The organism is Paenisporosarcina quisquiliarum (assembly GCF_043641925.1).
Lineage (GTDB): Bacteria > Bacillota > Bacilli > Bacillales_A > Planococcaceae > Paenisporosarcina > Paenisporosarcina quisquiliarum_A.
Map to the genome: position 1 here is coordinate 40,520 of NZ_JBHZRU010000016.1, position 24,737 is coordinate 65,256.

Sequence of the window (24,737 nt, forward strand, 5' to 3'; positions counted from 1 at the left end):
TTTTTAGTCGGTGATTATGTCAAACTGAAATTGAAAAGATTACATATGTGGAGGGGTATAATATGAGCACACCAAAAGATTTACGTTACTCTGAAGAACATGAATGGGTTAAAGTAGAAGATGGTAAAGCACGTATCGGAATTACACATTTTGCACAGTCAGAACTGGGTGACATCGTATTCGTTGAACTACCACAAGTAGGCGATGAAATTAAATCGAACGAACCTTTCGGAAGTGTTGAATCTGTTAAAACTGTTTCTGAACTTTATGCACCAATTAGCGGTAAGGTAATTGAAGTGAATAGTGAATTAGAAGACAGCCCTGAATATGTAAACGAATCACCATATGAAAATGCATGGATGATCGTAGTTGAGCCTACAGATACTGCTGAAGTGGATGCACTTATGACGGCAGAGCAATATGAAGAAATGACTAAAGAGTAATAGACTTAAAAAACGCCGATCACTTTTCGGCGTTTTTTCTTTACACTGAATTTAATTTAGGAGTGAAGAGGATGAGTAGTGATAAAGTGATTGTTGTGGAAGGAAGATCAGATAAGCTCAGAATCAATATGGTATTAGCAGAACCACTTGAGATTATTTGTACAAATGGAACTGCCAGTCCAACTAAAATTGAAGAACTATTAACTCCTTACGAAGAGTATGAGATATTTATATTCGCGGATGCAGATGCTTCAGGTGAAAAACTCCGACAAATTTGCAAACGAGTGTTTCCTGAAGCACGACATCTATATACAGATGAAAAGTTTAAAGAAGTTGCCACAACCCCTCTAAAAGTGTTAGCCTCAATATTATTAAATGCACATATTGATGTAAAAAAAGAATTTAGCGGTTAAAAGGATGTAATAGGTATGGAAGAATGGACTCGAGAAGAGTGGGAAACTACTTCGATGAGCGAAGAAATGACAGCATATTACTTGTACGCGCCAATGTGTGGAACCTGTCAAGTTGCCTCGAAAATGCTGTCAGTTGTTAAAGAAATGATGGTAGACGTTAAGATTGGTCAAGCGAATTTGAATTTTGTAGAGTCATTGGCCGCCGATTATCAAATTGAAAGTGTTCCTTGTTTATTAATAACTGAGCAGGGAAAAGTTCGTGAAAAAATATATGCATTTCACTCAGTACCTTATTTATACGAAAAATTAAAAAGAAAATAATTGACGAAGAAAATTGAACATGTTACATTATCATTCGTACTTAAAAATTTTATATCGTTGCTCTTATTAAGAGAGGTGGAGGGATAGTGCCCTATGAAACCCAGCAACCGTCACAATTTGTGAAATGGTGCCAATTCACTCAAAGCAATTGCTTTGATAGATGAGAGAATGGTCTAACGTATATATATCTATGCGCTTATGTCCCTTCTGCTTGTCTGCAGAAGGGGCTTTTTTGTTCCCTCAAATGAAATAATTTTGTTGGTTGAGAGGAACACTAACGGGGATACGCAAAGGAAGAGAAATATTGAGTACAAGTATTCCTTACTTATTAGCAATCGTAGAAATTACTAAAAATTATTGGAATAAAAGAGGTGAGTATGATGATTGTATTGGAGAATCTATCGAAAACGTTTCAAACAACGAATGGTGAATTAAAGGCAGTAGATCATATCAATTTAACAGTTAATCAAGGCGAAATTTTTGGAATCATTGGATACAGTGGTGCTGGGAAAAGTACATTGATCCGTTTGTTGAATGGATTAGAAAAGCCTACTGAAGGCTCAGTAACAGTGAATGGTCAAAACATATCAGCTAGTAAAGGTCATCAACTCCGTCTAGCAAGACAAAAAGTTAGCATGATATTCCAACATTTTAATTTATTGTGGTCACGAACAGTAGAAGACAATATATCATTCCCGCTAGAAATAGCTGGAATCAGTAAGATAGAGCGCCAAAAGCGAGTGAAAGAATTAATCGAACTTGTAGGGTTAACCGGTAGAGAGAAAGCCTATCCATCTCAACTATCAGGTGGACAGAAACAACGTGTCGGAATTGCTCGTGCACTTGCCAATCAACCTGATCTGTTGTTGTGTGATGAAGCTACTTCAGCTTTAGATCCTGAAACAACCGATTCAATTCTAGAATTATTAGTGGATATCAATAATCGACTTGGTCTGACTATTGTATTAATTACACATGAAATGCACGTAATTCGAAAAATATGCCATCGTGTTGCTGTTATGGAGGCTGGCAAAATTGTTGAACAAGGAAATGTTCTTCAAGTCTTTCAAGCTCCAAAGCAAGCGATTACGAAACGTTTCGTTTCACAAATTAGTGGAAACGTAACAGCGAATCAAACAATTGCTCATTTAAAAGAACAATATCCTACAGGGAAATTAGTCAAATTAGTTTTTGTGGGAGATCGGACAGAGCAGCCAATCTTATCTCGTTTAATTAAGCAATTTCAAGTAGAAGTGAATATTGTTCAAGGAAATATTGAACAAACTCAAAACGGTGCATATGGAACCTTGTACTTACAACTTGATGGCGATGCGATATCTATTGATGAAGCGATTAAGTACTTACATGATCAAGAAGTTCAAACGGAGGTGATTTCACATGATTGAAAACCTTCTACCAAATGTTGATTGGGACAAAATGTGGGAAGCAACACTTGAAACTTTATATATGACCGCAATGGCAACAGGCTTCACATTTGTGATTGGACTAGGTTTAGGGATTTTGCTTTTCTTAACGAGTCCACATCAAGTATGGGCAAATAAGATGGTTTATTGGTTGACTGGCGCGTTTGTAAATATCTTTCGTTCCATCCCGTTCATTATTTTAATCATCTTGCTAATCCCGTTTACGAAGTTCTTGTTAGATACGATTCGTGGAGCAAATGCAGCACTACCAGCACTAATTATTGGCGCAGCACCCTTTTATGCACGAATGGTTTTAATTGCTTTACGTGAAATTGATAAAGGCGTCATTGAGGCTTCTCGTTCGATGGGAGCAAAAACTTCTACAATCATTTGGAAGGTTTTATTGCCAGAATCATTACCCGCGTTACTATCTGGTCTTACTGTTACAGCTATTGCTTTAGTGGGTTATACAGCTATGGCGGGTATTATAGGTGCTGGAGGATTAGGTAACTTAGCATACTTAGATGGATTTCAAAGAAGTCAAGAAGATGTAGTTCTTGTTTCGACAGTGCTCATCCTTATTATTGTGTTTATCGTCCAATGGGTTGGCGATGCGATTACAACAAGAGCAGACAAACGTTAGATTGGTGCCAACGAGTAATCTCGTTCACATATAAATTAGAAAAAAGGGAGAGAGAAATCATGAAGAAATTTGTAGCAGGAATATTATTATCAGTAAGTGCGTTAACATTAGGAGCATGTGGAACAGATAGTGATTCAACATCAGGTTCAAATGGAGAAAACAAAGAATTAGTTGTAGGTGCTTCGAATGTGCCTCATGCTGAAATCTTAGAACAAGCAAAACCGTTGCTTGAAGAGAAGGGAATCGATCTTGTAATTGAAACATATCAAGATTATATCCTTCCAAATGAAGACTTAGAAAATGGCGACTTAGACGCAAACTACTTTCAACATGTACCTTACTTAGAGTCTCAAATAGCAGACCACGGGTACGAATTTGAAAATGCTGGTGGAATTCACATTGAACCAATCGGTGTTTACTCTAAAAAATATGATTCTTTAGAGGAACTTCCAAAAGGTGCGTCAATTCTAATTAGTAACTCAGTAGCTGATCACGGACGTATTCTATCGATGTTAGAAGCAGAAGGTTTAATCACACTCGCTGAAGGCATTGATAAAACAAAAGCTGAAGTGAAAGACATTGTGGACAATCCAAAAGATCTTCAATTCGAAGCAGAGTACGAAGCTGCTCTTCTTGTTCAGTTATATGAGAACGAAGAAGGTGATGCAGTATTGATTAACTCAAACTACGCAATTGATGCTGGTATTAATCCTTTAGAGGATTCGATTGCGATTGAAAATTCAGAGTCACCTTATGTAAATATTATTGCCGTACAATCTGGTAATGAAGATAACGAAGAAATTAAAGCATTAGTAGAAGTGTTAACTTCTAAAGAAATTCAAGACTTTATATTAGAAGAATGGGGCGGCTCAGTCGTACCAGTAAAATAAAGATATTTAAACGGAAAGACGCCGAGAACTTCGGCGTCTTTTATTGTGGACAAATAAAAAAGGTCCCATAGAGATAAATGTTGATTTCCATTGCGCCGGACGCTTTCCGGAGGGCAAGGCTTTAGCCGCTTCCTTCGCGAGGCTCAGTCCAGGGTCTAAAGCTCTTGCTAATCCTCTCGGAGTCGCCGCCTCCATTTCAATCAACTGAAATCACTGTAAATCCATTAAAGGAGATTTAAAAAATTTAATTTACTAATCATTTTTGGACATTTCATCATCTTCGGTTGATTATACCTCTCCAAACTATTTCAGTAGGAAAGTGGTCGGCTATTTCTGAAGACTCCTGCGGAAAAACGAAATACGCTAGACCCCACAGGCAACGAATTGTGCACAATTCGTTTGCGTCGAGTAACCGCAGGAGCATAGGTCTTAAACAGCCGAGGAGACTAGCGTTTCGTCCACGGAAAGCGAATTAAATAGCTGACCACATTCATTTTTAATAAAGTGCAACATATTATTTATTCTTTTGTCATCAGTTTGAAGTGGCTTCTAATCTTCACGGACCAAATTCCCATAGTATTACAATGTTAAAATGCTATAAAAATTGATTATTCCGCCTATTTTATAAGACATTCACTTTAACAAGTAGGTGTGTTAAAGTGTTTTTATCTTTCTAGAGAGAACACTTGTACAATAGAGGAGGACATCATTGATGAAGATAAAAATTGGTTTACTTGCAAGAATCGCACTAGCAATTGCACTAGGAATTCTCATTGGGTCTGTAGCGCCTGAAAGTTTAGTACGTCTACTTGCAACCTTTAATGGTTTGTTTGGTAACTTTTTAGGTTTCGTTGTGCCATTAATAATTATTGCTTTCATTGCTCCTGGAATTGCGCATTTAGGCAAAGGTTCAGGAAAGCTTTTAGGGTTAGCAACATTTTTCGCCTATTCATCGACTATAGTAGCAGGTTTCCTAGCACTTGCGGTCAGCATGAACGTATTGCCAAACTTTATTAAACCAAATGCTGTAGGATCTTTTGAAAATCCTGAAGAATTTTTAGCAACGGCTTTCTTCACAGTTGATATGCCTCCAGCTTTTGGTATTATGAGTGCTTTATTAATAGCATTTATTTTTGGAATTGGTATGGCCGCTACAAAGAGTGATGTTCTATTAAAAGGTTTTACAGAATTTAACGTCATCATTGAAAAAGTAATCAATCATGTCATTATTCCATTACTCCCAATACATATTTTTGGAATCTTTATGAATATGACATTTGGCGGACAAGTTGCGAAGATCCTTTCTGTATTTGCAATTGTCTTTGTTATTGTTATTCTTTTACACTTTACAATGTTAATCTTACAATATTCATTCGCAGGTGCTTTAAATAAACAAAATCCATTTAGATTAATGAAAATCATGTCACCTGCGTATTTTACGGCTCTAGGAACACAATCGTCTGCAGCAACGATACCAGTAACTTTAAAACAAGCTCGAAAAACAGGGGCTTCTGAAAAAGTCACAGATTTCACAGTTCCTTTGTTTGCTACCATCCATTTATCAGGAAGTACGATTACACTAGTAACTTGTGCAATCGGGGTTCTTTTATTAAATGGAGAAAGCATTGAAATCACAAAAATTATTCCATTCATTTTCATGCTTGGTATTACAATGATTGCTGCTCCAGGAGTTCCAGGTGGAGCTGTTATGGCTGCAATTGGATTACTAAGCTCAATGCTAGGTTTTAACGAAACAATGGTTGCATTAATGATTGCACTTTACCTAGCGCAGGATAGCTTTGGTACAGCTACAAATGTCACTGGTGATGGTGCATTATCCATGATTGTAGATCGATTTACTCGAAGTAAATCAATGGTATTAGAGAAAAATGAATCTTAATATTACGTCTATTCCGACTATTCGCCGTTTTGTTTACAGGTCAAATTTACTATGATAGGATAACAAAGCGTCATAGACGATATTAAAGGAGACGGTATATTATGAAAAAACTACTTTTATTACTTGCTGCAACTTCAATGATTCTTGCTGCATGTGGATCTAATGAGGACGAAGCTACAACAACTACAAATGCTTCACCAAAAGAAGAAAAAACAGATACCACAATTGATTTCATGAAATTTTACTTATCAATTTCACAAACAATCAATCAAGCGGATGCTGATTTGAATGCATTCGAACTTGCTCAAGGTAAAGACGCTTTACCTGAAGGCGAAGAATTAACAGCTATGAAAGCAGCTGCAAAAACATCTGCTAACGAAACACTTGCAGCAGTTCAATCAATCGAAATTCCAGCAACACTTTCTGAACAAGAAAAAGAAATTGCTAGCGCATTAACGAAAATGCAAGAATCTTATACAATGAAATCAGAAGCATTAGCTTCTGAAGGAGAAGTTGTATTAGATGAAGCAAACGCAAAATTTGAAGAAGCAGATGCTGAACTAAATGTACTTTTAGAAGAAGCTGAATTAGCACCTTCAAGTATTTTAAAAGAAGTATCACTTTAATAAGAAAAGTTGTCCGAGCAATCGGGCAACTTTTTATTTTATATAAAATAAATGTTTAGTAACGTTTTGCTTGGGTATACATACTAATGTGAAAGAAAACAACTACAAAAAAAGTTGAAAATTTGAAAGGAATGATTTACTATCCAATCACTAGACTTCACGTTTACCGAGAGAATGGATCAAGCTTTTAGAAGCACTCACGGAATTGGTTATGTTGATTATCAAAATAATGCTGAATTACGTATGCGTGTCGAAATGAATCGTGATCGTGACTATCAATTAGGTCAACAAGTAGTGGCTCGATTAGAAAGACAAGTACACCGTGATTTATAAATCATAATGTTAAAGCCAGTGAACTTAGTTCACTGGCTTTTTTTGAACAAATCCAAAATAGATATCTGTTTATGATTGTCGTAAAAACGAGAAAAAGAATTGAAATCTGTTCTCAATTAGAAATGATTTAATGAAAATGACCTTGAAATTAAAAATGAGTTCTGAAAACGTGCTAATTCTAGTGAAATTCTTACTTTTAAACCTTATACTTAGTATTTTTATTAGGGTTTAAAAGATTTGCATGGGCTCTAAATTTCAGTTAAGATTAGAATGATAATAAATTAAGAATGGTTTTTTCATTCATTTATACACTTGGAGGTAGTAAAATGTCGACTTTAGTTATTCAAGATCTTCATGTAGCCATTGATGGCAAGGAGATTCTTAAAGGGGTAAATCTAACAATTAATACAAATGAAATACATGCAATTATGGGACCTAATGGTACTGGTAAATCAACATTAGCATCTGCAATCATGGGTCATCCTAAATATGAAGTAACATCTGGTTCAGTTCATTTAGACGGGGAAGATGTGTTAGAAATGGAAGTTGACGAGCGTGCACAAGCTGGTTTGTTTTTAGCTATGCAATACCCAAGCGAAATTACTGGGGTGACGAATGCCGATTTCCTACGTTCAGCAATTAATGCTCGTCGTGAAGAAGGCGATGAAATTTCTATCATGAAATTCATCCGTGATCTAGATAAAAAGATGGAGTTCCTTGAAATGGATCAAGACATGGCACAGCGTTATTTAAACGAAGGATTCTCAGGTGGAGAAAAGAAACGTAACGAAATTCTTCAAATGATGATGATTCAACCAAAATTCGCTGTTTTAGATGAAATCGATTCTGGATTAGATATAGATGCATTGAAAGTTGTTTCAAATGGTATTAATGAAATGCGTGGAGAAGGTTTTGGGTGTTTAATCATTACTCATTACCAACGTCTTCTTAACTACATCACGCCTGATCATGTTCATGTCATGATGCAAGGTAAAGTAGTTAAATCTGGTGGACCAGAGCTAGCTCATAAATTAGAAGCTCAAGGTTATGACTGGATTAAGGATGAACTTGGAATTGAAGACGAAACTGTAGGTCAAGAAGCGTAAGGAAGGGAGACGAACAGCATGACGGTTGAAACGAAATTGGCATTAACCGAGCAAGATGTACGCTCCTATTCTGTTGCAACACAAGAACCAAATTGGTTTGCGGAATACCGTATTCGTGCTCTAGGCGCGGCTGAGAATTTGCCGATGCCTACGCCAGATAAAACAAAAATAGACAAATGGAATTTTACTGAATTCCCAGTTCACTCGGTTGAGAGTGCAACCTTTTCTTCATTAGCTGAATTGCCAGAAGAAGTGAAATCCATTGTTACTGAAGGTCAACAAAGTGTTTATATTCAACGCAATAATACACCTGCATTTATCCAAGTTTCGGATGAATTAAAATTAAAAGGTGTTATTTTTACTGATATTCAAACAGCTATTCGTGATCATGAAGACCTTGTTAAAAAGTACTTCATGACAAATGGTGTTAAAGTTGATGAGCATAAGCTTACAAGTTTAAATGCAGCACTTTTAAATGGTGGTGTATTTGTATATGTTCCCAAAAATGTGGTTTTAGAAGAGCCACTTCAAGCTGTTTTCATGCTTGATGACGCTCAAACATCTTTATTCAACCATACAATTGTTGTGGCTGATACGAATAGCTCGGTAACTTATGTAGAAAACTATCTTTCAACGGTAGAAAATGCATCTGGAATCGTGAACATTATTTCAGAAGTATTTGCTGAAGATAATGCTTCTGTAACTTATGGTGCAGTTGATGTATTAGATAAAGGGATTACAACGTATGTGAACAGACGCGGTGTTGCAAATCGTAATTCTCGTATTGAATGGGCATTAGGATTAATGAATGACGGAGATACAATTTCAGAAAACGTTACTCATTTAGTTGGTGATGCTTCATATGGTGATACCAAAACGGTTGTAGTTGGTCGCGGCAAGCAAAAACAAAACTTTACAACCAAAGTTATTCATTGGGGTAAACATTCAGAAGGCTATATCCTTAAGCATGGAGTTATGAAGGATGAAGCTTCTTCTATCTTTAATGGAATTGGAAAGATCGAGCATGGTGCTACAAAATCGAATGCTGAGCAAGAATCACGTGTTTTAATGTTAAATGAAAAAGCACGCGGAGATGCTAATCCAATCTTATTAATTGATGAAGATGATGTAACTGCAGGTCATGCTGCTTCTGTTGGTAGAGTGGATCCACTACAACTTTATTACTTAATGAGTCGTGGTATTTCAAAACAAAATGCAGAGCGTTTAGTAATTCATGGTTTCCTTGCACCGGTTGTTAGTATTTTGCCTATCGAAGGCGTTAAAAAACAGCTGACGGAGGTTATTGAAAGGAAAGTGCGATAATGATCAGTAAAGACATTCGAAGCTATTTTCCGATATTAAATCAAGAAGTAAATGGACATCCTTTAGTCTATTTAGACAGTGCGGCAACTTCACAAAAACCAATTCAAGTAATTGAAGCTTTGAGTAAGTACTATGAATTAGACAATTCAAATGTACATCGCGGTGTGCATACGCTTGGAAACCGTGCGACGGAAAGTTATGAAGGAGCACGTGAAAAGGTGCGAAAATTCATTTCTGCAAAGTCTACGGAAGAAATAATTTTCATGCGTGGTACAACGACAGCTATTAATACAGTCGCTCAAAGTTATGGTGGAGCAAATGTTGAAGAAGGTGACGAAATTGTCATCACGTATATGGAACACCATTCAAATATTATCCCATGGCAACAGTTAGCGAAGGCAAAGGGTGCAATTCTTAAGTATGTGGATCTTGAAGAAGATGGGACCTTATCACTTGAAAAAGTGAGAGAAACCATTACTGAAAAGACCAAAATTGTATCCATTATGTACGTATCTAATGTTCTGGGGACAATGAATCCTATTAAAGAAATCGCACAGATTGCTCACGAGCATGGTGCCATTATGGTAGTTGATGGTGCTCAAGCTGCACCTCATATGAAAATTGATGTTCAAGATTTGGATTGTGACTTCTTTGCATTTTCAGGACATAAAATGTGTGGTCCTACTGGGATTGGCGTTTTATATGGCAAGAAGGATTTATTAGAAGTAATGGAGCCTATTGAGTTTGGTGGAGAAATGATTGATTTTGTTGATCTATATGACTCCACATGGAAAGAACTTCCGTGGAAATTTGAAGGAGGAACACCAATAATTGCGGGTGCAGTTGGATTAGCAGCAGCTATTGATTTCCTTGAAGAGATTGGTTTAGATGAAATTGAAAAACACGAACATCATTTGGCAGCATATGCAATGGATAGAATGTCCACCATTGATGGTTTAACAATTTACGGACCAAAAGATCCTCAAAAAAGAGCAGGACTCGTTACATTTAACTTAAATGATGTTCATCCTCATGACGTAGCTACTGTATTAGATATGCGTGGAATTGCAGTTCGTGCTGGTCATCATTGCGCACAACCACTTATGAAGTGGTTGCAAGTAAGTGCTACAGCTCGTGCCAGTTTCTATGTGTACAATTCAGAAGAAGATATTGACCTACTTGTCAAAGGATTGAACACTGCAAAGGAGTATTTTAACGATGTCTTTTAATAATTTAGATCAGCTTTATCGAACAGTCATCATGGACCATTACAAAAATCCTCGTAATAAAGGAACACTTGAGGATGGAAGTGTGACAATTGATATGAATAACCCTACTTGTGGGGATCGTATACATTTAACACTACAAGTTGAAAACGGACTTGTAGAAAATGCAAAGTTTGATGGTGAAGGATGTTCGATTTCTATGTCATCAGCCTCTATGATGACACAAGCAGTCAAAGGAAAGAGCATAGATGAAGCATTAAAACTTTCAACTATATTCTCAGACATGATGTTAGGGAAAGAATACGACGATTCGATCGATTTAGGCGATATCGAAGCTTTATCCGGAGTAGCTAAATTTCCTGCGCGTATTAAATGTGCAACTTTAGCATGGAAAGCGATGGAAAAAGGCGTATCGAACGACGAAACGCAATCATAAACAGAACGGAGGAAAAGACGATGGCAAAAAAAATGCCTGAAATCGGCGATTATAAATACGGTTTCCACGATAAGGATGTATCTGTATTCCGTTCAAAACGTGGTCTTACACGTGAAATCGTTCAAACGATTTCAAATATGAAAGAAGAACCACAATGGATGTTGGATTATCGTTTAAAATCTTTAGAGATTTTCTACTCTAAACCAATGCCACAATGGGGTGGCGATATGTCATCTTTGAATTTCGATGAAATTACGTACTACGTAAAACCATCTGAAATGACACAAACTTCTTGGGATGAAGTTCCTGAAGAAATTAAACGTACTTTTGATAAACTTGGAATTCCTGAAGCAGAACAAAAATATTTAGCTGGTGTATCTGCTCAATATGAATCTGAAGTTGTTTATCACAATATGAAAAAAGAATTAGAAGATATGGGGATTATCTTTAAAGATACAGGGTCTGCTCTTCTTGAAAATGAAGAATTGTTTAAAAAGCATTGGGCTACTGTAATTCCTAATACTGACAACAAATTCGCTGCACTAAACTCAGCAGTTTGGTCAGGTGGATCATTTATTTATGTACCACCGGGTATTAAAGTAGATACGCCATTACAAGCGTATTTCCGTATTAACTCAGAAAACATGGGTCAATTCGAACGTACGTTAATTATTGTTGACGAAGGCGCATCAGTTCACTATGTAGAAGGTTGTACGGCACCTGTTTATACAACGAACTCACTTCACAGTGCGGTAGTTGAAATTATCATTAAAAAAGATGCATATTGCCGTTATACAACGATTCAAAACTGGGCAAATAACGTTTATAACCTAGTAACGAAACGTGCAGTATGTGAAGAAAATGCAACAATGGAATGGATTGATGGAAACATTGGTTCTAAGTTAACAATGAAATATCCGGCGGTCATCTTAAAAGGTGAAGGTTCTCGTGGGATGACATTATCTATTGCGCTTGCAGGTAAAGGGCAACACCAAGATGCTGGAGCTAAAATGATTCACTTAGCACCAAATACATCTTCAACAATTATTTCTAAATCAATCTCTAAACAAGGTGGTAAGGTTACTTACCGTGGGATTGTTCGTTTTGGACCTAAAGCTTCAGGTGCACGTTCAAATATTGAATGTGATACGTTGATTATGGATAATCAATCGACTTCTGATACGATTCCATATAACGAAATTTTAAATGACAATGTTTCGTTAGAGCATGAAGCAAAAGTTTCTAAAGTTTCTGAAGAGCAATTGTTCTACTTAATGAGCAGAGGAATCTCTGAAGAAGAAGCGACAGAAATGATTGTTATGGGCTTCATCGAACCATTCACAAAAGAATTACCGATGGAATATGCGGTAGAAATGAACCGACTAATTAAATTCGAAATGGAAGGCTCAATCGGCTAACCTTCGAATACCTTAAACCTCGCCATTTGGCGGGGTTTTCTTGTTTAATTAATAATCTATTGAAGAAAAATGACTTCCGAGAAAAGAAATCTCACCTGTATGAGACAGATTTTTTAGAGTTGAGTTACTTTTGAACATTTATCAATCAAAATGGAGGGTTTATCAATCAGATTGGAGATTTATCAATCAAATTGACGATTTATCAATCAAAACTCATGTTTTATCAATCAAACGCGTCTCATTAGCTAGTTAACTAATAGATATCTAATCGATTAATCACATCTTGAATGTCTTTTTTATTAAACTTACATTAAAATAGGCTATCAAACACAAAATGTCCTCGAATTCTTTACAACTAAAGAACTTATTTTAATTATCTAAAAAGCTGTGTTTTCAAGTTTTTTAAATGAATGTGATATGATAAGTGACAAATGGAGTGTGAGTGAAAATGATCCATATCGGGTTAACAGGATGGGGAGATCATCCCGATGTTTATCGACCAGAAACCAAATCTCATGAAAAGCTAATGGATTATAGTGCACACTTTCCAGTAGTGGAACTTGATGCTGCCTTCTATGCCGTTCAACCAGAACGCAATATGAGAAAATGGATTAATGAAACTCCACAAGATTTTAAATTTATTGTTAAAGCTTATCAAGGCATTACAGGTCATTTAAGAGGGGAATCTCCATTTCAATCAACAGAAGAATGATAACCCGTTATAAGGATTCCTTAATTCCTTTAATCGAAGCGGAAAAATTGAGTATGATTCTTGTACAATTCCCACCATGGTTTGAATGTATTAAAGGCAATGTGGACTACATAAAAATGCTTAAAGAGTCATTTTTGGACATGCCTGTCGCCATTGAATTTAGACATCAATCTTGGTATGAGCCGCAATATAGGCAGAAAACCATTGAGTTTTTAACAGAATATGAATTTATTCATTCGGTTTGTGATGAACCACAATCTGGTCAAGGAAGTATTCCGTTAGTGCCAGTAGCCAGTCGTAAGGATCATACTTTATTTCGTCTTCATGGTCGCAATGTGCATGGTTGGCGAAATCCAGGAGATGCACAAAAATGGCGAGAAATTAGGTATTTGTATGATTACAATGAAGCGGAATTAGACGAAATTGTTCAAGTCATTCATCACTTATCTATACAATCCAAACAAGTCACGGTTCTATTCAATAATAATTCGGGTGGACATGCTGCTAATAATGCAAAACAAGTCATGAAAAAGTTACATATTCAATATGAAGGTTTAAACCCTAAGCAATTAGACATATTTGGAGGAGAGTCAGAATGGAATATATAATTTTAGCAATCATCGGTTTGCTCTCTGGGGTAGTCGGTGCATTAGTCGGATTAGGTGGAGGGGTTATTTTAGTACCTGCAACACTTTTTTTTGGAGGGTCCTTAGGTTTAATTCCCGGTATTACACCACAAAATGTAGTGGGACTGTCTGTAATTATGATGATTTTCACTGGACTTGCCTCTACGTTGTCCTATATGAAGTCAAAGACCGTGGATTATCGGAGTGGACTCATATTCTTCATAGGTAGTGTTCCAGGTACAATTCTTGGTGCTATTGTGAATAAAGGATTGGATCTGCCATCCTTCAATTTATATTTTGGCATACTATTAATTTTATTAGCTACATTATTACTCGTACGAAAATATTTAAAACCTATACATATATTTGTTGATAACAGTAAGAAAAAAACATTTATCGATCCACAAGGAAACACTTTTGTATATGGCTATCCTATATGGTTTGCACTTTTACTTACCTTCGGAGTTGGATTTGCTTCAGGCTTATTCGGGATAGGCGGAGGGTCAATTCTTGTTCCGGCAATGATTTTGTTATTCTTATTCCCGCCTCATGTGGCGGTTGGTACATCGATGTTTATGGTCTTTCTATCAGCCATAGTCAATTCTGTTAGCCATATCTCGTTAGGGAATGTACCTTGGTTATATACTATACCGGTTATTCCAGCAGCCTATATAGGTGCTAAGATTGGTGCTTACTTAAATCAAAAAATAAAATCGGAAACATTAGTGTTCGCCCTTCGAATTATTTTATTATTACTAGGAATTCGTTCAATTGTAGCTGGATTACTCGGGTAAGGAGATTAATGAATGCTAGAAACCATCCATTTTTATCATACGAATGATTTGCATAGTCATTTTCAACATTGGCCGAGAATTGACGATTTGTTGACTTCACGGAAAAAATGGCATCAAGAGGAAGGTGACTCTAGCTTTGCATTTGATATCGGTGATCATATTGACAGGTCTCATATTTACACTGAAGGTACGCTTGGAAAAGGAAATACACAGCTTTTAAATCAGGCACAATATGATGTTGTAACCATTGGCAACAACGAAGGGATTACTTTGTCTCACGATGACCTTGATACCCTCTATGAGGATGCTCATTTTGATGTTGTGATAGGTAATTTATTCGATGAAAATGGCAAACGACCAAATTGGGTAAAACCTTATGTTGTAAAGCAAACATCGAAGGGGACAAAAATCGGAATTATCGCTGTAACAGCGGAATTTTCATCTTTTTACGAGCGTTTAGGCTGGAAAGTAACATCTGCTTTTGAAGCTATACAAAAGTCTCTAGAACAATTAACTCAAGATGTAGACATCGTTATTTGTTTATCTCATTTAGGTATACATGAAGATGAAAAAATGGCTGCTCAATTCCCTGAAATAGATGTTATATTTGGTGCTCATACCCATCATGTATTGCACGATGGGAAAATAGTGAATAACGTGTTACTAGCGGCAGCAGGTAAATTTGGTCAATTTGTTGGTCAAGTTACAGTCGATTATGATTTAATTACAAATGAAATTCGAAACAAAAAGGCTATTCTTTACGATGCGAATGAATTGCCAATAGTTCAAAATGAACTTCAAAAAGTGTCTGAACTTGAACGAATCGGAAAAGAAAAGATGAAAACCATTGAATTTTATCAAAAGGAAACGTTAGAAAAAGAATGGTTCCAAGAATCAGCATTGTCCTCTTATTTTGGAGAGGCAATGGTGAGTTATTGTGATGCAGATTGTGCCCTTTTCAATGCGGGAATATTTCTCGATGATTTAAAAAGTGGAGATGTCTCCTCTTTACACGTACACCAAATACTACCTCATCCGATCAATCCGTGTGTAATCGAACTTACGTATGTAGAGTTACTCGATCTATATCATAAGTCTTTAAACCATGAGTGGCCTAATCTGGAGATTAAGGGTCTTGGATTTAGAGGATCAATCATGGGGAAAATGATTGCTTATAACATGAAAATTGTAGACAATGAATTGTACATTAAGAACGAACTTGTAAATCCAAATAAGTTAATCAGATTGGCAACTTTAGATATGTTTACATTCGGTTACTTTTTCCCGAGTTTAAAAGAGGCTAAAAAAACCTACTTTATGCCAGATTTTCTGCGAGACGTTTTCATTTGGTATGGAAAAAAACAAAAATAATTCTGGGATTTACACGAAGTGGAGAGAACCATGAGATTAATATCAATCAAGACATTAACAGAAGGAATGATTATTGGGCGGACGATTTGGAATGAAGCTGGTCATCCTTTACTGCAAGAAAATGTGGAGGTTACCGGTCGAATCATCGAACGGTTAATTGATTTAAATGTTCCATATGTATATATTCAAGATGCCATATCAAGAAACATTGAATCTCTTGATACGGTACCCATTGAGGTAAGGAAACGAGCCGTTACAGAAATAACCCAAACGTTCAAAGCTATTCAAGGAGCAAAAAAAGGCGAAGCTTCCTTTTTTATAGATCAACAGTCAAAAGCTCTTTACTCGATTATAGATGATCTATTAAGTAACATTTTATCGAATGAAGATGTTTTAACGATCATCGGCGATGTTTTCATGTATGATAACTATATTTATCAACATTCATTTCAAGTCAGCACTTATGCTATCGCAGTTGCAAAAGAAATGAACTATTCAGTCGAAGAAATTCGACAAATCGCTTTAGGAGCACTATTGCATGACGTTGGAAAAATGTTGGTTCCTCAAGACATTCTATTAAAGCCAGGACGACTTTCAGAAGAAGAGTTCAGTGAAATTCGAAAGCACACAACAGCAGGTTTTGATGTGTTAAGGAATGTTCACTCCATCTCATTGTTGATAGCTCATTGTGCTTTCCAACATCATGAGAGATTGGATGGAAGTGGTTATCCGAGAGGGTTGATCGATTTTGAAATTCATCCTTATGCCAAAATTATCGCTGTTGCAGATGTATTTGATGCGGTAACCTCGAACCGTGTCTATAAAATGAAAATGCTCCCGTCACAAGCAATCGCTATTTTAGAAGCTGGGAAGGGCTCATTGTACGATGCAAAAGTAGTTCAAGCCTTTAGTCAAATTATTGCGCATTACCCGAATGGGACAACCGTTGTTCTGTCAAATGGTAGTCGTGGCATTATTTCTAAACAAAACATGCATATGCCTACACGTCCATGGGTTAGAATTTTTGAGGAAGACGGTGAGTTATTAAATGCGACCTATGAACTTGACTTATTACATAATAATGAGCTAGTTATCGACAAAGTGGAACTCGATTTTAATTAAAATGATGACATAAAATCCTCCTATTTCTCGTACCATAGAGAAGGAGGATTTTTGTTTGAAACTACCAAAAGTAACGAATAAATCAAGCAAGAAAAGACAAAATCTGTTACCAATCATTCTGTTGTGTATTATTTTGTCCGTGGCTGCATTGTTTTATGTCGTGAACGTACGTTTAACCCCAACCTACCTACAGTATGCAGAAGTGCAATCAACGAAAATAGCCTCATTAGTAATTAGTAAAGCAATTAACACGCGTATCTCAAATGTTTTAGACGTAAACGATATTATTGAACATGTACCATCTGATCAATCTAATATGGTGACCACTAAATTTAATACAGAAATTATTAATCGCGTGTTAGCGGATACGACCAATTTAGTACAAACGCATTTAGAACAGGCTGAGGAAGGGAATTTAGACCATCTTCCTTACCTAGATGATATTGAATATGATACCGAGGCTATGGAAGATCAAGGTGGAATCGTCTTTTTTGTTCCTATTGGCCAAGCGACAAATATTCCTTTACTCGGTAATTTAGGACCCAAAATACCGATACGATTTCATGTGATTGGGAATGTAAAGTCGAACGTGGATCCAATCATTAGAGAATTTGGTATTAATAATGCGTATGTAGAAGTTAGTATTTTAATTAAAGTTAATGTTCAAGTAATCGTTCCTTTAGCAACCAAGACAACTGTAGTGGAACAGCGTATTCCCGTCGCTATGGGGTTAATTCAAGGTCAAGTGCCACAAATTTTCAATCGAGGGGATGGTGTTCAACCTTCCATCGAAGTTCCAGTAAAACTTCCCGATGAGTAATCTCTTGCAAATAGCCGAATATATTGATAGGATAATAAATGAAAATTATATCGATGGGTAGAGGCCGCATGGCTTATGAGTAACATACGCGAGGATGACAACGTAGACCGTATGCAAAAGGAAGTTATGCCGAAGTATTATGATAATGTCCATTATCATATGCTGGGGTTATTCTGAACAAGAATAACACTGTCATTTATAAGCATATTGCTATAAATGGTGAGCTACAGATCGTGGGTAGTGTACATTAATTAATCTATTCGCAACTTGTAGAGGCTGACTTCCTAACATTCTTATGAATGTATATGGAGTCAGCTTTTTTTGTATGGTTACTCGTTCTCTGTGTCCACCCCCATAAGGAGGAGGAAGCAACATTATGTCAGGCACAATTTTTTCTATTTTACCCCCAATACTTGCAATTGTAATGGTTCTCATTACTAGAAGAGTATTACTTTCACTTGGAGCGGGTGTCGTGTTAGGAGCTTTATTAATTCATTCATTTGCACCTGTAGATTCACTTGCAACTTTGTGGAAATCATTCCAGATTACTTTTTGGGATGGCGGATTAAATACGTATAATGTCTTTATACTTCTTTTCCTATTTTTATTAGGAATCATCACAGCGTTTGTTAGTCTTTCTGGAGGAAGTCGAGCATTTGCAGAATGGGCAGTCAAACATATTAAAACGCGTCGAGGAGCCAAATTATTAACTGCGTTTTTAGGTATTATTATTTTTATCGACGACTATTTTAATGCGTTGGCTGTTGGACAAATTGCACGACCTATAACTGATCATCACCGAGTTTCTCGCGCGAAGTTAGCGTATTTCATTGACTCAACTTCTGCACCTGTTTGTGTCGTTTCACCGGTTTCAAGTTGGGGAGCCTATTTAATTGGCTTAATCGGAACGATTTTAGCAACACAATCTGTCATTACGTATTCACCTTTGTCGGCATTCGTATTAATGGCTCCAATGAATTTCTATGTCATTGCTGCTCTTGCGATGGTGTTTTTCGTAGCTATAACAGATTTTGATTTACTTGAGATGAAAAAACATGAAAAACGTGCAAGAGAAACAGGGGAATTATTTGATCCATTAAAAGATATCCCTGGTCAATTAAAAGAAGAATTTCCTGTGCATCATTATGGAAAGGTAAGAGATTTAGTTTTACCTATCGTCACATTAGTAATCGTTACGATTTCTGCGATGGTTTGGACAGGATATGCAAACGCAGGAGAAGCTAATATCTGGGCTATTTTTGAGAATACCGATGTACCAAAATCCCTTCTAATTGGGGGAACAGCTGGAGCGATTGTTTCAATTCTTCTATACGTTATGCAAATGAATCGAAATGAGAAAGCGAATAGTGGTTTTATTGGAAAAGGTATTATAAGTGGTCTTCAGTCGATGTTACCGGCAGTTCTAATCTTAATTTTTGCTTGGGCATTAACTTTCATCATTGGCGAATTGGCTACAGGTGAGTACTTAGCTAAAATCGTGACAGATTCACAGTTGCCTATTAGTTTACTTCCAGTATTACTATTTGTATTAGCTGGTGGTATGGCATTTGCTACAGGAACTTCATGGGGGTCTTTTGGTATACTTCTACCGATTGCTGGAACCATTATGATTAATGCAGAACCAACAATGTTACTACCAGCACTTGCTGCAGTTTTAGCAGGATCTGTTTTTGGAGATCATTGTTCACCGATTTCTGATACTACGATTTTGTCATCAACTGGAGCGGGAAGTAATCATATTGATCACGTAACTACTCAATTGCCATATGCACTAATATCAGCCGGCGTTGCGTCAGCTGGTTATCTGGTATTAGGATTTACTGAATCATTATGGTTATCATTAGGGGTCGTTATTGCTATTCTAGCAATACTATTTATTGGTTTAAATATGAAGATGAATAAAGAAGATACAAATGTAATTGAATAGAAAATTCTTGTAAAGCAAGGGTGCTTACCCTTGCTTTTACTTTTTATATGTGTGTATTTTTTTGAAAATTCACTTTGACAAGTTGATTCCCTATAGTATACTGTTTTTAGATTAGTAAATAATCTGAAAATAAACAAGCTTCCTAATATTGCAATAGTAATTTAGGGCGCGAAATAAAAGGGGGAAAAAACATGGAACAACGTTCTCAATGGGGAACTAGAGCTGGGTTTATTTTAGCCGCAGTCGGTTCCGCGGTAGGGCTAGGAAACATTTGGCGCTTTCCGTATGTTGCTTATGAAAATGGTGGAGGAGCTTTCTTTATCCCGTACTTATTCGCTCTTTTAACTGCAGGTATTCCAATTCTTATCCTAGAATTCACCATGGGTCATAAGTATCGTGGTTCAGCTCCATTATCATTTTTCCGTTTAGGCGGTAAAAAAGCAGAATGGCTTGGATGGTGGGCGATTTTCGTTTCCTTCGTTATATCAACCTATTATGCGGTCATTATCGCATGGGCTATGAAATATACAATCTACTCATTCGACCAAGCGTGGGGCGATGACACTGCAGGATTCTTATTCGGTACAGTACTAGAATTAGGTGATGTACCTGGTCAAGCTGGCGGATTAGTTGCTGGTGTTGCAATTCCATTATTATTAGTTTGGGCAATCACATTAGGAATCTTATTCGCAGGTGTTAAAAAAGGGATTGAGCTTGCAAATAAAATTTTCATCCCAACTTTAGTTGTTATCTTCTTAATCGTTGTTATCCGTGCGGTAACATTAGATGGAGCATTACTTGGTTTAGATGCATTCTTTAAACCAAACTTTGAGCAATTAAGTAATCCAAAAGTATGGGTTGCTGCTTATGGACATATTTTCTTCAGCTTATCGATTGCGTTTGCTATTATGATTACGTATTCTAGTTATCTTCCAAAAAAATCAGATATTACGAATAACGCGTTTATTACCGGTTTTGCAAACTCAGCATTTGAATTGCTTGCAGGTATTGGTGTGTTCTCGGCTTTAGGCTTTATGGCAGCATCACAAGGTGTAGCAGTAAGCGATGTAGCTTCAGCTGGAGTGGGTCTAGCATTTGTTGTATTCCCACAAATTATAAGTGAATTCCCTGGAATGAACGGCTTGTTTGGCGTATTATTCTTCCTTTCACTTACATTAGCTGGTTTGACTTCCCTAATTTCTATTTGTGAGACTTATGTAGCTGGTTTCTCTGAGAAATTCGGAATTACACGTAACAAAGCAGTAGCATTTGGTGTAGGTTTAGCTGCTGTTATTTCCTTCTTATTTGCAACAAATGGCGGTCTTTACTTCCTAGATGTAGCGGATTACTTCATCAACCAATTCGGTATTGCTGCAATCGGTTTGATCGAAGTAGTAGCAATTGCTTGGTTCTTTAAAAAGCTTCCAGAACTACAAGATCACGCAAATGCAGTTTCTGATATCCGTTTAGGTGCTTGGTGGCAGATCTGTTTGAAATTCATTACACCTTTAGTTTTAGGTTATATGATGTTTGGATTACTAAAACTCAACTTATTAAAACAACACACTAAAAATGGCGAGGTTATCGGTAACTATGAAGGATATTCTGATATCTTCATTCTAAACTTCGGTTGGATGGTTGCTGCTGGCGTCATTATTTTAGGATTTATCTTCACAGCTATGAAATGGAACAAAAATACGGATGTTGATGCATATCAACATGCAGATGGCGAATAAGGGGGACTTCAAATGTCATTAAGTGCAATCGTTATGATGATTGTCGGCGTCGTCATCATTTGGGGCGGACTTGCAGCTAGCATTGTGTATGCAGTAGGAAAGTCAAAAGCAAATCGAGTATAAATAAGTAAAGCGTCTCTAAAATTAGAGGCGCTTTTTCTTTTGCTTTCAACTACTGAGGTGGTTGTGAGAACGGGTGTTATATGGTACATTGTCAACAGTAACTGTATCGTAAAAGTCGATAAAGAATGGGGTCGATGAGCTTGACAACAAAAGAAACACATTTACGAAAACCTGCGTGGTTGAAAATCAAATTAAATACCAATGACAATTATCGTAGCTTGAAAAAGCTAATGAGAGAAAATAATTTAAATACAGTATGTGAAGAAGCACGCTGTCCAAATATTCATGAATGTTGGGGTACAAGACGTACTGCTACTTTCATGATTTTAGGAGCGATTTGTACGAGAGCTTGCCGCTTTTGTGCTGTTAAAACGGGTCTTCCAAACGAATTAGATCTTGCAGAACCAGAACGTGTAGCAGACTCAGTTGTTATTATGAATTTAAAGCATGTCGTGGTGACGGCAGTTGCACGTGATGACTTAAAAGATGGTGGATCAGCAGTATTTGCTGAAACGGTCCGTGCTATTCGTCGGAAAAACCCATTTACAACGATTGAGGTATTACCATCAGACATGGGTGGCATCGAAGAGAATTTACAAGCTCTTATGGATGCAAAACCGGATATTTTAAATCACAATATCGAAACAGTTCGTCGATTAACACCAAGAGTTCGTGCTAGAGCAAAGTATGATCGTTCTTTAGAGTTTTTACGTCGTGCAAAAGAAATGCAATCTGAGATTCCTACAAAGTCATCTTTAATGGTGGGACTAGGTGAAACACGCGAAGAAATTATTGAAGTAATGGATGATCTACGTGCCAATAATGTAGATATCATGACAATCGGTCAATATTTACAGCCTTCAAAAAAACATCTCGTTGTTCAAAAGTATTACTCGCCAATGGAATTCGGTGAACTACGCAAGATTGCCATGTCTAAAGGTTTCTCACACTGCGAAGCAGGACCACTCGTTCGAAGCAGTTATCATGCAGATGAGCAAGTAAATGCAGCAGCGAAAGAAAAACAACGTATTGGTGACGAGCTAATCGCTCTTTCAACAAACTGATGGAGTTGAGTATGATGATTACAATCGACCGATGGGAATACGAAGTACTACATGACTATCGAGAAGCCCTTCAACAAGAAGCTATTCAAGATCGCTATAGTGAAATTTTGGATAAATATGATTATATTTTAGGCGATTGGGGATATGGTCAACTTCGCTTAAAAGGCTTTTTTGATGATAAAAATCAGAAGGCTACATATGATACAAAATTTAGCACGGTACAAGATTATTTATATGAATACTGCAACTTTGGATGTGCCTATTTTATTATCAAAAAAGTAGGACCTGCAAAACCTAGTGAAGTTGTTCCAGAAATTGAAGAGAACCACGATTTGGATGCTCAAACATCCTAATCGTGGTTTTTCTTTTGGGATTTCGATTGTGGTGAGAAAAGTGAGTGAATCTGACGTTCGTTCATGATATTATGTCCCAATGAAGCAGTGTAAAATCGGATTTATTGAGCGCAAGCCATGAATCATCGGGTGTTAGTCGATAAAATTCTTAACGCTTACAATTGATCAAGAATAATGAACTTATTGATTGATTAGTTTTCCGTTTCTTTCGAAGAATTATGGTACTATAGGATGGAAAAGACAATATATATGGAAACAACTTGAACTACCCTCACTTATCGACCTTACGGTCTGATTGAAGTGAGAGATTCTTGGGAACAGAGCGTACTTATTGACGTATTTCTTTGTCAACAGAGGTTTCTCTTATTGACCAAGCTATCCCCGCAGATTCCTGCGGTTCTACTCTCTTGTTTAAACCAAAACTAAGGTTCTTAAGCCTTCGGTTAGGATATTTTTGCTGGCATTTATATCTCTATTGTGATGTTCGTGGCAAACAGTACACGTCCAATCCCTTATTTCAAGAGATTTCTTGCCATCCTGATGTCCACAACCGGAACATATTTGACTAGACGGAAACCATCTGCTTATTTTTACGATGGTTTTCCCATACCATTTCGCCTTGTATTCTAATTTCGATACAAAAGCAGACCATGATACATCAGAGATTGATTTTGCTAACTTATGATTGCTTAACATTCCTTTGGTATTCAAATCTTCGATACAGACAATATCGTGGTTTTTGATGATGTCTGTACTTAATTTGTTAAGGAAATCGTCACGTTGGTTCATTATTCTTTCGTGCAATCTAGCGACTTTTATCTTTTGCTTCTGATAGTTTTTTGCATCAAGAAGGCTTATCCCCTTGTTTTTAGCATTCAATGCACGTCTTGAAAGTTTCCGTTGTTCACGCTTTAGTTTCTTTTCCATCTTTGATGTGAACTTATTATTGTCAATCTTGCGACCATCAGAAAAAATTGCAAAGTCAGTGATACCTAAGTCTATCCCAATAGATGATTCAGTTTTCTCCAATGGTTGCACGTCTGTTTCGGCCAGAATGGATACAAAGTATTTACCACTAGGATTTTGTCTAATAGTCGCACGAATAATCCGACCTTCTAATGCACGACTTTTTGCAAAGCGAACAAGACCAAGTTTGGGTAATTTTATTTTGTTGTTTACAATGGCAATATTATTATTTGTTTCTTTCGTTGTATAGGATTGCACATTATTCTTTTTAGACTTGAAGCGTGGTGCTTTATTTTGTTTCTTGAAGAATCGTGAATAGGAATCAGCCAGGTTTTTAAGTGAGGATTGAAGGGCGATACTATCAACTTCTTTTAGCCATACAAACTCCTTTTTTAAATGTGTTAATTCAGCAGAACAAGAGTGGTACGTTAATCCTTTGCCAGTTTCTTTGTAAGTATCGTTCCATAACCCTAAAAAGCGATTGAATACGAAACGACTACATCCGATTGTTTTAGCAATGAGGATTTCTTGTTCTTTGGTTGGATAGATCCGGAATTTGTATGCCTTATTGACTAACATAATTTTCACCTCCCACGATAC

General features: G+C 36.7%; 24 protein-coding genes, 1 pseudogene and 2 riboswitches. Of the genes and pseudogenes, 24 read left to right on the forward strand and 1 reads right to left on the reverse strand.

Annotated features, from left to right (window positions below; genetic code table 11):
- Nucleotides 1-62: 62 nt before the first annotated feature.
- From gcvH to ACHUE4_RS12400, 24 genes and pseudogenes are all read left to right on the forward strand, one after another.
- On the forward strand, nucleotides 63-443 hold the full coding sequence (gcvH, locus tag ACHUE4_RS12285) for a glycine cleavage system protein GcvH (protein WP_394190436.1): 381 nt from the start codon (nucleotides 63-65) through the stop codon (nucleotides 441-443).
- Between the two features lie 71 nt (nucleotides 444-514).
- Nucleotides 515-856, forward strand: a complete 342-nt coding sequence (locus ACHUE4_RS12290; RefSeq protein ID WP_394190438.1) for a toprim domain-containing protein — start codon at nucleotides 515-517, stop codon at nucleotides 854-856.
- A 15-nt stretch (nucleotides 857-871) separates the two neighbouring features.
- Nucleotides 872-1,177 (forward strand): thioredoxin family protein, encoded by a 306-nt coding sequence (locus ACHUE4_RS12295; RefSeq protein WP_394190440.1) that lies wholly within the window; start codon nucleotides 872-874, stop codon nucleotides 1,175-1,177.
- 60 nt (nucleotides 1,178-1,237) lie between these two features.
- Nucleotides 1,238-1,344, forward strand: a riboswitch (SAM riboswitch).
- A gap of 213 nt (nucleotides 1,345-1,557) precedes the next feature.
- On the forward strand, nucleotides 1,558-2,583 hold the full coding sequence (locus ACHUE4_RS12300) for a methionine ABC transporter ATP-binding protein (protein ID WP_394190442.1): 1,026 nt from the start codon (nucleotides 1,558-1,560) through the stop codon (nucleotides 2,581-2,583).
- A complete protein-coding gene (locus ACHUE4_RS12305; protein ID WP_394190444.1) occupies nucleotides 2,576-3,244 on the forward strand; it encodes a methionine ABC transporter permease in 669 nt (222 codons plus the stop codon). The genes ACHUE4_RS12300 and ACHUE4_RS12305 overlap by 8 nt, the downstream gene beginning before the upstream one ends.
- A gap of 59 nt (nucleotides 3,245-3,303) precedes the next feature.
- Complete coding sequence (locus tag ACHUE4_RS12310) at nucleotides 3,304-4,134, forward strand: MetQ/NlpA family ABC transporter substrate-binding protein (RefSeq protein WP_394190446.1); 831 nt, start codon at nucleotides 3,304-3,306, stop codon at nucleotides 4,132-4,134.
- A gap of 712 nt (nucleotides 4,135-4,846) precedes the next feature.
- The gene (locus ACHUE4_RS12315; protein ID WP_394190448.1) at nucleotides 4,847-6,034 is read left to right on the forward strand and encodes a dicarboxylate/amino acid:cation symporter; all 1,188 of its coding nucleotides are present in this window, start codon (nucleotides 4,847-4,849) and stop codon (nucleotides 6,032-6,034) included.
- A 101-nt stretch (nucleotides 6,035-6,135) separates the two neighbouring features.
- Nucleotides 6,136-6,660, forward strand: coding sequence for a hypothetical protein (locus tag ACHUE4_RS12320; protein ID WP_394190450.1), 525 nt, complete (start codon nucleotides 6,136-6,138; stop codon nucleotides 6,658-6,660).
- A 174-nt stretch (nucleotides 6,661-6,834) separates the two neighbouring features.
- The gene (locus ACHUE4_RS12325; RefSeq protein WP_394190452.1) at nucleotides 6,835-6,993 is read left to right on the forward strand and encodes a hypothetical protein; all 159 of its coding nucleotides are present in this window, start codon (nucleotides 6,835-6,837) and stop codon (nucleotides 6,991-6,993) included.
- Between the two features lie 326 nt (nucleotides 6,994-7,319).
- Nucleotides 7,320-8,099, forward strand: coding sequence for a Fe-S cluster assembly ATPase SufC (gene sufC / locus ACHUE4_RS12330; RefSeq protein ID WP_394190454.1), 780 nt, complete (start codon nucleotides 7,320-7,322; stop codon nucleotides 8,097-8,099).
- Between the two features lie 18 nt (nucleotides 8,100-8,117).
- Nucleotides 8,118-9,422, forward strand: coding sequence for a Fe-S cluster assembly protein SufD (gene sufD / locus ACHUE4_RS12335; RefSeq protein WP_394190456.1), 1,305 nt, complete (start codon nucleotides 8,118-8,120; stop codon nucleotides 9,420-9,422).
- Nucleotides 9,422-10,651, forward strand: a complete 1,230-nt coding sequence (locus ACHUE4_RS12340; RefSeq protein ID WP_394190458.1) for a cysteine desulfurase — start codon at nucleotides 9,422-9,424, stop codon at nucleotides 10,649-10,651. The genes sufD and ACHUE4_RS12340 overlap by 1 nt, the downstream gene beginning before the upstream one ends.
- Nucleotides 10,641-11,084 (forward strand): Fe-S cluster assembly sulfur transfer protein SufU, encoded by a 444-nt coding sequence (gene sufU, locus ACHUE4_RS12345; RefSeq protein ID WP_394190460.1) that lies wholly within the window; start codon nucleotides 10,641-10,643, stop codon nucleotides 11,082-11,084. Before ACHUE4_RS12340 ends, sufU begins: the two co-directional genes overlap by 11 nt.
- Before the next feature lie 20 nt (nucleotides 11,085-11,104).
- Nucleotides 11,105-12,502 carry a Fe-S cluster assembly protein SufB gene (sufB, locus tag ACHUE4_RS12350; protein WP_394190462.1) on the forward strand — a complete coding sequence of 466 codons (1,398 nt, stop codon included), beginning with the start codon at nucleotides 11,105-11,107 and terminating at the stop codon, nucleotides 12,500-12,502.
- A gap of 448 nt (nucleotides 12,503-12,950) precedes the next feature.
- Nucleotides 12,951-13,822, forward strand: a pseudogene (locus ACHUE4_RS12355) (DUF72 domain-containing protein).
- The gene (locus tag ACHUE4_RS12360) at nucleotides 13,810-14,634 is read left to right on the forward strand and encodes a sulfite exporter TauE/SafE family protein (protein WP_394190464.1); all 825 of its coding nucleotides are present in this window, start codon (nucleotides 13,810-13,812) and stop codon (nucleotides 14,632-14,634) included. The pseudogene ACHUE4_RS12355 and the gene ACHUE4_RS12360 overlap by 13 nt, the downstream one beginning before the upstream one ends.
- A gap of 12 nt (nucleotides 14,635-14,646) precedes the next feature.
- Nucleotides 14,647-16,005 carry a bifunctional metallophosphatase/5'-nucleotidase gene (locus ACHUE4_RS12365; RefSeq protein ID WP_394190466.1) on the forward strand — a complete coding sequence of 453 codons (1,359 nt, stop codon included), beginning with the start codon at nucleotides 14,647-14,649 and terminating at the stop codon, nucleotides 16,003-16,005.
- Nucleotides 16,006-16,035: 30 nt separating this feature from the next.
- Complete coding sequence (locus ACHUE4_RS12370; RefSeq protein WP_394190468.1) at nucleotides 16,036-17,127, forward strand: HD-GYP domain-containing protein; 1,092 nt, start codon at nucleotides 16,036-16,038, stop codon at nucleotides 17,125-17,127.
- Between the two features lie 55 nt (nucleotides 17,128-17,182).
- The gene (yunB, locus tag ACHUE4_RS12375) at nucleotides 17,183-17,947 is read left to right on the forward strand and encodes a sporulation protein YunB (RefSeq protein WP_394190470.1); all 765 of its coding nucleotides are present in this window, start codon (nucleotides 17,183-17,185) and stop codon (nucleotides 17,945-17,947) included.
- A 50-nt stretch (nucleotides 17,948-17,997) separates the two neighbouring features.
- Nucleotides 17,998-18,182: riboswitch (Lysine riboswitch) on the forward strand.
- A 141-nt stretch (nucleotides 18,183-18,323) separates the two neighbouring features.
- Nucleotides 18,324-19,895 carry a Na+/H+ antiporter NhaC family protein gene (locus ACHUE4_RS12380; RefSeq protein WP_394190472.1) on the forward strand — a complete coding sequence of 524 codons (1,572 nt, stop codon included), beginning with the start codon at nucleotides 18,324-18,326 and terminating at the stop codon, nucleotides 19,893-19,895.
- A 191-nt stretch (nucleotides 19,896-20,086) separates the two neighbouring features.
- Nucleotides 20,087-21,631, forward strand: a complete 1,545-nt coding sequence (locus ACHUE4_RS12385) for a sodium-dependent transporter (RefSeq protein WP_394190474.1) — start codon at nucleotides 20,087-20,089, stop codon at nucleotides 21,629-21,631.
- 12 nt (nucleotides 21,632-21,643) lie between these two features.
- Nucleotides 21,644-21,754, forward strand: a complete 111-nt coding sequence (locus tag ACHUE4_RS12390; RefSeq protein ID WP_394190476.1) for a methionine/alanine import family NSS transporter small subunit — start codon at nucleotides 21,644-21,646, stop codon at nucleotides 21,752-21,754.
- Nucleotides 21,755-21,888: 134 nt separating this feature from the next.
- Nucleotides 21,889-22,818: a lipoyl synthase gene (gene lipA, locus ACHUE4_RS12395; protein WP_394190478.1), complete on the forward strand. Its 930-nt coding sequence runs from the start codon at nucleotides 21,889-21,891 to the stop codon at nucleotides 22,816-22,818.
- A gap of 14 nt (nucleotides 22,819-22,832) precedes the next feature.
- Complete coding sequence (locus ACHUE4_RS12400; protein WP_394190480.1) at nucleotides 22,833-23,171, forward strand: YutD family protein; 339 nt, start codon at nucleotides 22,833-22,835, stop codon at nucleotides 23,169-23,171.
- Between the two features lie 411 nt (nucleotides 23,172-23,582).
- Here ACHUE4_RS12400 and tnpB read toward each other — a convergent pair whose 3' ends face one another.
- Nucleotides 23,583-24,716 carry an IS200/IS605 family element RNA-guided endonuclease TnpB gene (gene tnpB, locus ACHUE4_RS12405; RefSeq protein ID WP_394190482.1) on the reverse strand — a complete coding sequence of 378 codons (1,134 nt, stop codon included), beginning with the start codon at nucleotides 24,714-24,716 and terminating at the stop codon, nucleotides 23,583-23,585.
- Between the last annotated feature and the right edge of the window lie 21 nt (nucleotides 24,717-24,737).

Coding starts and splice junctions, on each gene's coding strand:
- gcvH (WP_394190436.1), top strand. CDS start 63: ATGAGCACACCAAAAGATTTACGTTACTCTGAAGAACATGAATGGGTT.
- ACHUE4_RS12290 (WP_394190438.1), top strand. CDS start 515: ATGAGTAGTGATAAAGTGATTGTTGTGGAAGGAAGATCAGATAAGCTC.
- ACHUE4_RS12295 (WP_394190440.1), top strand. CDS start 872: ATGGAAGAATGGACTCGAGAAGAGTGGGAAACTACTTCGATGAGCGAA.
- ACHUE4_RS12300 (WP_394190442.1), top strand. CDS start 1,558: ATGATTGTATTGGAGAATCTATCGAAAACGTTTCAAACAACGAATGGT.
- ACHUE4_RS12305 (WP_394190444.1), top strand. CDS start 2,576: ATGATTGAAAACCTTCTACCAAATGTTGATTGGGACAAAATGTGGGAA.
- ACHUE4_RS12310 (WP_394190446.1), top strand. CDS start 3,304: ATGAAGAAATTTGTAGCAGGAATATTATTATCAGTAAGTGCGTTAACA.
- ACHUE4_RS12315 (WP_394190448.1), top strand. CDS start 4,847: ATGAAGATAAAAATTGGTTTACTTGCAAGAATCGCACTAGCAATTGCA.
- ACHUE4_RS12320 (WP_394190450.1), top strand. CDS start 6,136: ATGAAAAAACTACTTTTATTACTTGCTGCAACTTCAATGATTCTTGCT.
- ACHUE4_RS12325 (WP_394190452.1), top strand. CDS start 6,835: ATGGATCAAGCTTTTAGAAGCACTCACGGAATTGGTTATGTTGATTAT.
- sufC (WP_394190454.1), top strand. CDS start 7,320: ATGTCGACTTTAGTTATTCAAGATCTTCATGTAGCCATTGATGGCAAG.
- sufD (WP_394190456.1), top strand. CDS start 8,118: ATGACGGTTGAAACGAAATTGGCATTAACCGAGCAAGATGTACGCTCC.
- ACHUE4_RS12340 (WP_394190458.1), top strand. CDS start 9,422: ATGATCAGTAAAGACATTCGAAGCTATTTTCCGATATTAAATCAAGAA.
- sufU (WP_394190460.1), top strand. CDS start 10,641: ATGTCTTTTAATAATTTAGATCAGCTTTATCGAACAGTCATCATGGAC.
- sufB (WP_394190462.1), top strand. CDS start 11,105: ATGGCAAAAAAAATGCCTGAAATCGGCGATTATAAATACGGTTTCCAC.
- ACHUE4_RS12360 (WP_394190464.1), top strand. CDS start 13,810: ATGGAATATATAATTTTAGCAATCATCGGTTTGCTCTCTGGGGTAGTC.
- ACHUE4_RS12365 (WP_394190466.1), top strand. CDS start 14,647: ATGCTAGAAACCATCCATTTTTATCATACGAATGATTTGCATAGTCAT.
- ACHUE4_RS12370 (WP_394190468.1), top strand. CDS start 16,036: ATGAGATTAATATCAATCAAGACATTAACAGAAGGAATGATTATTGGG.
- ACHUE4_RS12380 (WP_394190472.1), top strand. CDS start 18,324: ATGTCAGGCACAATTTTTTCTATTTTACCCCCAATACTTGCAATTGTA.
- ACHUE4_RS12385 (WP_394190474.1), top strand. CDS start 20,087: ATGGAACAACGTTCTCAATGGGGAACTAGAGCTGGGTTTATTTTAGCC.
- ACHUE4_RS12390 (WP_394190476.1), top strand. CDS start 21,644: ATGTCATTAAGTGCAATCGTTATGATGATTGTCGGCGTCGTCATCATT.
- lipA (WP_394190478.1), top strand. CDS start 21,889: ATGAGCTTGACAACAAAAGAAACACATTTACGAAAACCTGCGTGGTTG.
- ACHUE4_RS12400 (WP_394190480.1), top strand. CDS start 22,833: ATGATTACAATCGACCGATGGGAATACGAAGTACTACATGACTATCGA.
- tnpB (WP_394190482.1), bottom strand. CDS start 24,716: ATGTTAGTCAATAAGGCATACAAATTCCGGATCTATCCAACCAAAGAA.